The 7,135-nt window shown below is 68.3% G+C and carries 7 protein-coding genes; 4 read left to right on the forward strand and 3 right to left on the reverse strand.

The features are described from left to right. Together tsf and rpsB are read right to left on the reverse strand one after the other, a co-directional pair. Nucleotides 1–479 (reverse strand): translation elongation factor Ts (gene tsf / locus I55_RS09135; protein ID WP_044560217.1); only part of this gene is annotated, 479 nt, incomplete at its 3' end. Nucleotides 480–752: 273 nt separating this feature from the next. Next, complete coding sequence (rpsB, locus tag I55_RS09140; protein ID WP_044560218.1) at nt 753–1,532, reverse strand: 30S ribosomal protein S2; 780 nt, start codon at nt 1,530–1,532, stop codon at nt 753–755. Between the two features lie 258 nt (nt 1,533–1,790). Between rpsB and I55_RS09145 the strand changes: the two genes are divergently transcribed. From I55_RS09145 to I55_RS09155, 3 genes are all read left to right on the forward strand, one after another. Beyond that, nucleotides 1,791–2,390, forward strand: a complete 600-nt coding sequence (locus I55_RS09145) for a hypothetical protein (protein ID WP_044560219.1) — start codon at nt 1,791–1,793, stop codon at nt 2,388–2,390. Between the two features lie 113 nt (nt 2,391–2,503). Next, nucleotides 2,504–4,351 carry a DUF4153 domain-containing protein gene (locus I55_RS09150; protein WP_049973973.1) on the forward strand — a complete coding sequence of 616 codons (1,848 nt, stop codon included), beginning with the start codon at nt 2,504–2,506 and terminating at the stop codon, nt 4,349–4,351. An 89-nt stretch (nt 4,352–4,440) separates the two neighbouring features. Further along, on the forward strand, nt 4,441–5,133 hold the full coding sequence (locus I55_RS09155; RefSeq protein WP_044560221.1) for a hypothetical protein: 693 nt from the start codon (nt 4,441–4,443) through the stop codon (nt 5,131–5,133). A gap of 7 nt (nt 5,134–5,140) precedes the next feature. Here the strand turns inward: I55_RS09155 and I55_RS09160 are convergent, their stop codons facing one another. Further along, nucleotides 5,141–6,106 (reverse strand): AraC family transcriptional regulator, encoded by a 966-nt coding sequence (locus I55_RS09160; RefSeq protein WP_044560223.1) that lies wholly within the window; start codon nt 6,104–6,106, stop codon nt 5,141–5,143. A 114-nt stretch (nt 6,107–6,220) separates the two neighbouring features. On the opposite strand from I55_RS09160, the gene I55_RS09165 reads away from it, so the two are divergent. Further along, a partial coding sequence (locus I55_RS09165; protein WP_044560224.1) for an aldehyde reductase occupies nt 6,221–7,135 on the forward strand: 915 nt, incomplete at its 3' end.

Raw genomic sequence — 7,135 nt, forward strand, 5'->3', positions numbered from 1 at the left:
CGGTCAGGGGCGTTGTGGACATAGGTGGCGACGACGCCATCGGTGACCGACAGCGGGGCGGCGCGCGCCAGTTTCATGTTCTCGCCGATGGTGGCGACCAGGTGGGTCAGCTCTTCCGCGACGGTGCGGCCGTTGCCGAAGGGCTGGGCCTTCAGGGCCTCCACGTCGGCATCAGCCAGCGCCAGCTTGGTCACGCCGGTGACCAGGGCCTGGAACAGGTCGTTGCGGGCGACGAAGTCGGTCTCGGCGTTGATCTCGACGGCGGCACCGACGGTGCCCTCGGAAGCGACACCCACCAGGCCCTCGGCGGCGACGCGGCCGGCCTTCTTGGCGGCGGCGGCCAGGCCCTTCTTGCGCAGCCAGTCGATGGCGCCTTCGATGTCGCCGGCGACCTCGTTCAGGGCCTTCTTGCAGTCCATCATGCCGGCGCCGGTCTTTTCGCGCAGCTCCTTAACGAGCGCAGCCGTAATCTCAGCCATCTTCGCCTCTCTCATAACGTCGCGGGACGGAGGCCCGCGGGTGGGTATTGCTTGGGTGCGGACGGGACCGCCCGCCGGAATTCAGTGGATGGTCGCGACCGCGCGCTTTTACGACGCCAGTGCGACATCCATATGACGGCCGCCCCAAGTGGGGCGGCGCGTCACCGGAAACCCTGTCCCCACACGGTCAAACCCTGGGGGAAGCGGCATCCGGACAGCAAGGCGGCCGGACCGGCACCCAAGTGGGCGCCGATCCGGCCGCTCGCCTTAGACTTAGGCCTCGGCGGCGGCTTCGGCTTCCTCGGCGGGGATCTCTTCCACCGGGGCCTCTTCCGAGGCGCCGACGTCGATGCCCGAGGCGGCCATCTCAGCGTGCAGGCCATCCAGCACGGCGCCGGAGATCAGCTCGCAGTACAGCTCGATGGCGCGCAGGGCGTCGTCGTTGCCGGGGATGGGGAAGGTCACGCCATCGGGGTTGCTGTTGCTGTCCAGCACAGCCACCACGGGGATGCCCAGCTTGTTGGCTTCCTGAACGGCCAACGACTCCTTGTTGGTGTCGATGATGACCAGGATGTCCGGCAGGCCGCCCATCTCCTTGATGCCGCCCAGCGCCCGCTCCAGCTTGTCGCGGTCACGGGTGCGGTTCAGCAGTTCCTTCTTGGTCAGGCCGGCGATCTGGCCGCCCAGCAGCTCATCCATCTCGCGCAGGCGCTTGATCGACTGGGAGATGGTCTTCCAGTTGGTCAGCATGCCGCCCAGCCAGCGGTGGTTGACGTAGTACTGGCCACAACGACCAGCGGCCTCGGCCACCTTCTCCTGGGCCTGGCGCTTGGTGCCGACGAACAGGACGCGACCGCCACCGGCGACGACGTCACGCACGGCCTGCATGGCGCGGTGCAGCATGGGCACCGACTGCTCCAGGTCGATGATGTGCACGCCGTTGCGCACGCCGAAGATGTACGGGGCCATCTTCGGGTTCCAGCGGCGGGTGTGGTGACCGAAATGAACGCCGGCTTCCAGCAGCTGGCGCATGGTAAAGGTAGGCATAGCCATGAAACGGAACCTTTCTCCGGTTTGGCCTCCATGGGCAATGTCCCGTTGGCCACCTTGGCCTTGGAACACCGGAAGCGGACCGCCCAGATAATAAGGGCACCCCGCAAGCCCATGTGTGGGATTGACGATGGCCGGTGTGATACTCCGCCGCCCCGGCGATTTCAACCCCGAAGCCGCGCCCCGCCCTTGCGGCAACCTAAGGGGTCCCCCGCGCCCGGCGCTTGGCAGCGCGGAGGGCGCCGCTCTATGGTGCGGCCCATGTTCGCCCCGATCGCCAAATCCGCCCCCGCGCCCCTGGACGAAGCCCGCACCGCCCTGGCGGTCGGCTGGGCCGACCTGGGCCTGGCCCCGCCCCCCCTCACCCCCATCGCCGCCGAGGCCCTGCCGGCGCCGGTGCGCCCGCGCCTGGACCATGTGGACGGCATGACGGCGGCCCTGGCCCGCCACGCCGGCGGCCCGGTCAGTGTCAACGTCCAGGCCCGCAGCCGTGACGGCCGAACCGGCGATGGACCGCCAGGCGTGGACCGGCTGCGCCGGCGCGTCATCCTGGCGGCCCAGGCGGACGGCCGCCCGCTGGCCCTGGGCTTGCTGAGCGTGGACCTGCTGGCCCTGCCCCCGGCCGTGGCGGCGGAAGCCCTGGCGGAAAAGACGCCCTTCGGCACCCTGCTGGCCAACGCCGGCCTGCCCTTCCTCAGCCGCCCGCGCCTGTTCTTCACCCTGACGGCGGACACGGCCCTGGCCCGCCTGCTGGACGGCGTGGCCGGCGAGACGCTCTACGGGCGCTTGGCCCACCTCGCCCTCACCCTACCCGGCACGGAGCGGCCGGTGGCGCGGGTGGTGGAGATTGTGCGGGGGTGAAGCACCGAGCGGACACGGATCGCGCCCTCCAGTAGAGAATCCTCAAACCCTGCATCGCTTCTGCACGGCGTCCCGCCTATGGTGGGGCGCAACGACAAAGCAATGGGGCGAGCATGACGACGGACACCGCATCGGACCCGACCAGCGGGCCTTCCAGAATATTCGCCGCCCGGCTGTTGATCGCCCTGGTCCAAGCGGCGGGCCTCTATCTGCTAATCGAGGCCGCGACCATCCCGTTGGCCTGGCCCGCGACCGTCCCCACCCTGTTCATCCCCCTCCTCATGGTCTGGTCGCTGATCCCGCTGCTGGCGCTGCTGGGGGTGGGACAGTTACCCCGGCGGCCGTTGCTGCTATGGCTGCTGGCGGCGACGGTGGTGGTCGCGGGCCTGGGCTATTACGGCGGGTGGCGCCTTTCGGCACTCCCTGCGGTAAACGACAAACCGCATACGCTCCCGCCCGAGATTTGGAGTTACGCCAACCTGTGGCTGCGCCTGGCCATCGGCCTGTTCATCGCCCATACCCTGGTGGTGGACGGCGTCATCGAGGGGCGCTGGCGCCCCAGCTACGCCCGCCATTTCGATACCGCCTGGAAACAAGCGGTGCAGGCGGTCCTGACCGGGGTCTTCGTCGCCGTGTTCTGGCTCATGCTGCATCTGGGCGCCGGCCTGTTCCAACTGCTGAAGATCACCGTCTTCCAGCACCTGATCGAGCATGACTGGTTCGCCATTCCCGCCACGACCCTGGCCATGGCCGCCGCCATACACATCACCGACGTGCAGCCGCCCCTGATCCGGGGTGCCCGCACCCTGGCGCTGACCCTCTTCTCCTGGCTGCTGCCGCTGCTGGTGGTGATCGTGGTGGGCTTTCTGAGCAGCCTGCCCTTTCTGTCGCTGCAACCGCTATGGCAAACCCATTTCGCCGCCGCCCTGCTGCTGACGTCCGCCGGCCTGCTGATCTTCCTCATCAACTGCTGCTACCAGGATGGCGCGGCGGAACGCACCACCGTCCCGGTCAAGCGCTGGGCCGGCACGGTGGGCGCGCTGACCCTGACGCCCCTGGTGGCATTGGCTGCCTGGGCCCTGGGCCTGCGGGTGGGGCAGTACGGTTGGACCACCTCGCGGGTGGAAGCGGCGATCGTCATCCTCGGCTTCTCCGCATATGCCGCCGGTTACGTTATCGCCGCCCTGCGCACACCACGACCAAGCGGCCCCCATTGGCTACGCCGGCTGGAGTTCACCAACCACCTGACCGCGCATTTCGCGCTGGTGCTATTGCTGGCCGTGCTCACGCCACTTGCCGATCCAGCGCGGTTGATGGTTGCCAGCCAGATGGCCCGCCTGCGATCGGGCGTTGTCGCCCCTACCGATTTTGACTTGACCGCCCTACGCTTCGACGGGGTCCGCTGGGGGCGGGACGCCCTCATGACCCTGCGCGAGGCGACGGACAGCCGCTGGAGCGCGGAACAGACCGACACCCTGCATGCCAACGCCACCATCGCGCTGACCAAGGATAGTCGTTATCAGGCAAAAGACACCCTGAAGCACCCGGTGACGGCCCAAAGCCTGGCAAATCGCATCACGGTCTATCCCGCCGGCCAGAGCCTGCCTCCAGATTTCCTGCAAGCGTACAGCGCCAGGAAGCAGCGGCAGGGCGGCCAAGGTTGCCTCGTCACGGGGGACGGCCCCTGCAATGCCTATCTCATTCCCTTGCACACGAATGCCCCAGCGGTGCTGATCGAGGACGGCTACGGTGACGCGGCCCTGTTCGAACGGAACGACCAGGGCGCCTGGCTGAATACCGGCATGATCAGGGAACTGACATGGTGCGCCGCCACGCGGGATGCCCTGCAGCGGGGCGACGCCACTTTCGTCCCCTCAGGCCGCCTGGATCTGGAGGTCGCTGGCATGCGCCTCGCCATCGGCCCCGCTCAATCATCGTGCCCGGCGGCTCATTCCGACTGACTCCGTTTCGACCGAGCCAACCGCAGCGGAACCTCCCCGCTGCCGGATCGCTTCAATGAAGGGGTGATCCGGCAACCGGGGAGGCAACACTGCGCAATATCGACTTCAGTTCCTGGCAGAACGTGATCGTCACCCTGCTGGGCCTGGCGCTGGTGACGCTCATCGGCGTGGGCATCCGGCTGGTGGTGATGTCCACCCTTCAGCAGCGGCGGGAGCGCGCGAACCGGCAGATCAATGAGCGGCTGCGCACCCTGATCGCCGCCTACCGCACGCTGGGCGGCTCCTTCACCGGCGACCTGACGGTCAACCCCGCCCACCGCCTCCGCCAGCCGCCGCCGCCAGTGCAAGTGCCAGCGGATGGCGACAAGGCCGCCGCCGTGCTGGACCTGACGCCGGAGAACGCCGGCGGATCCGACCGGGCGCGCCGCATCCGCGACGCGGTGGAGGCGGCTCTGGCCGACATCCTGCTACTGGGCACCGAGGAGCACGTGCGCCTGGCGGAACGGGCGGCTCGGGAACTGGTGGCGGGCCACCTGGTCCACACCCAGGAACTGGTGGTTTCCCTTCGGGCCTTCATCCGCGAGGCGCTGGATCTGGATCCCGTTCCCGCCGGCCTCGACATCCCCATGCAGGGACCGGCGCGCCCCTCGCCCGGGGCGAAGAAGGACGATCGCCAAGGCGACAAGGGCGGGGACAGGAACGGCGGCGGCATGGGAATGGGCATGGGCGGCGGGGGCGGTTTCAGCGTCGGCGACCCCGACGAACATGAACACCGCGTGTGACGCCGCCTCATGCGGAAATCCGGGAGGAATCCCGATAGGCCCTGGGCGACTTGCCGGTCATGCGCTTGAAGGCGGTGCTGAACGCACTCTCGGAGGTATAGCCCAGCGACTGGCCAATCGTCGCCACGGGGGTCGCCTCTTCCCGCAAGGCGCGCTCGGCCAGGCGCATGCGCCATTCGGTGAGGTAGGTCAGCGGCGCCACGCCGGCGACACTCCTGAAGTGAAGCGCGAACGTCGTCCGCGACATGGCGCATGCCTTGGCAAGCTCGTCCAGATGCCAGGCCCGGGCGGGATCGTCGTGCATCAGCCGAAGGGCCGGTGCCAGGCGGGGATCGCCCAGCGCGCGCAGCCACCCGGCGGGCATGGGCCCCGACGTCCGGAGGTGGGCCCGCAGGATCTGGATGAACAGCAACTGGGCCAAGTGCGCCGTCGCCAGCGGCGTGCCCGGCAAGTCGGCGCGCCGTTCCGCCACCAGCTGGTCGAGAAGCCAGCGAAAGGCGGCCGCCTGGGGTGATGCCGCCGGTACATGGATCCAGGGCGGCAGGACGTCCGCCAGCAACCGGCCGCTGGCCGGGTCAAGCAGGACATGGCCGCCGATATGGGCGAAGTCATCGCCCTCCCCGACAACGACCGCCCCCGTCTTGTCGGCGCGGGAAAAAAGGGTCATGGCATCGACGGCGGGGACATCCAGATCACTGGCCAGCACGAAGGACCGCTTCGCCGCCAGCAGGCCGACGTCTCCCGTTTCAAAGCGGCTCGGCCGCTCCTCCCCCTCGATGCGCGCCCAGCATCGGCCCTTCACCACGGCGAAGAACTTGATCTTATCCGGGGCGGGGAAGCGGATGGCCCACGCGCCCCCGGCCGTGAAGCCGCCAGTCACCAGCGATTCCGCATTTGTGAATCTCAGGATGTCAGAAAAGGGATCGATGCTCATTTCCGAACTATCGCCAAAGTAATGCGTACTTTCAAGCATTCCCAGTCCGGACGGCGCCCCCTACCTTGGCGCCCCCTACCTTGGCAATGAAGGCGACGGACGACCGTTGGCTGGCCACGGTCACCCCGTGGGCGCGCTTTTCAGGAAACCAACATGAACGACCAACTAATCCTCGTGACCGGCGGCACGGGTTTTATCGCGCAGCACTGCATCCTGGCGCTGCTGAACGCCGGATATCGCGTGCGGACCACCGTCCGCTCCCTGTCGCGGGAAGCCGAGGTGCGGGCGCACCTCAAGGCCGGCGGGGTGGATGCGGGCGAACGCCTCTCGTTCGTCGTCGCCGACCTGACCGCCGATGAGGGATGGGACCAGGCCGTGGCCGGCTGCGCCTATGTCCTGCATGGCGCCTCACCCACACCGACGGGGGAACAGGTCAGCGAGGAGGATTGGATCAGGCCGGCCGTCGAGGGCAATTTGCGGGTGCTGCGCGCCGCGCGCGACGCCGGGGTCAAGCGGGTGGTGCTGACCTCCGCCTTCGGCGCCATCTGCGCCGGACACAAGGCCATGCCCCGGCCTTTCAATGAGACAGACTGGAGCGACCTGACCGGTCCCGTCTGGCCCTATCAGAAATCAAAGACCCTGGCCGAACGGGCGGCCTGGGATTTCATCGCGCGGGAGGGGCGCGGGCTGGAACTGTCGGCCGTGAACCCGACCGCCGTCCTCGGCCCCGTGCTGGGCGCCGATTATTCCCACTCCATCGGCCTCATCCGGAACATGATGAACGGCCAGCCCGGATGCCCGAAGCTCAACTGCGGCGTTGTCGACGTCCGGGACGTGGCGGACCTGCACCTGCGGGCCATGACCCACCCCGCCGCCAACGGGGAACGCTTTCTGGCGATTTCCGGTGAAAGCCTGTGGATGATCGACATCGCGCGGGTGCTGCGGCGTCGCATGGGGGCCGCCGCCGCCAAAGTGCCGACGCGGGTGTTGCCCAACTGGCTGGTCCGCCTGATCAGCCTGAGGAACCCAGTCATGAAGGGGGCCATTTCCCTGCTGGGCATCAATCTG

The sequence above is a fragment of the Azospirillum sp. B4 genome (assembly GCF_000333275.1).
In the GTDB taxonomy this organism is placed as follows: Bacteria; Pseudomonadota; Alphaproteobacteria; order Azospirillales; family Azospirillaceae; genus Nitrospirillum.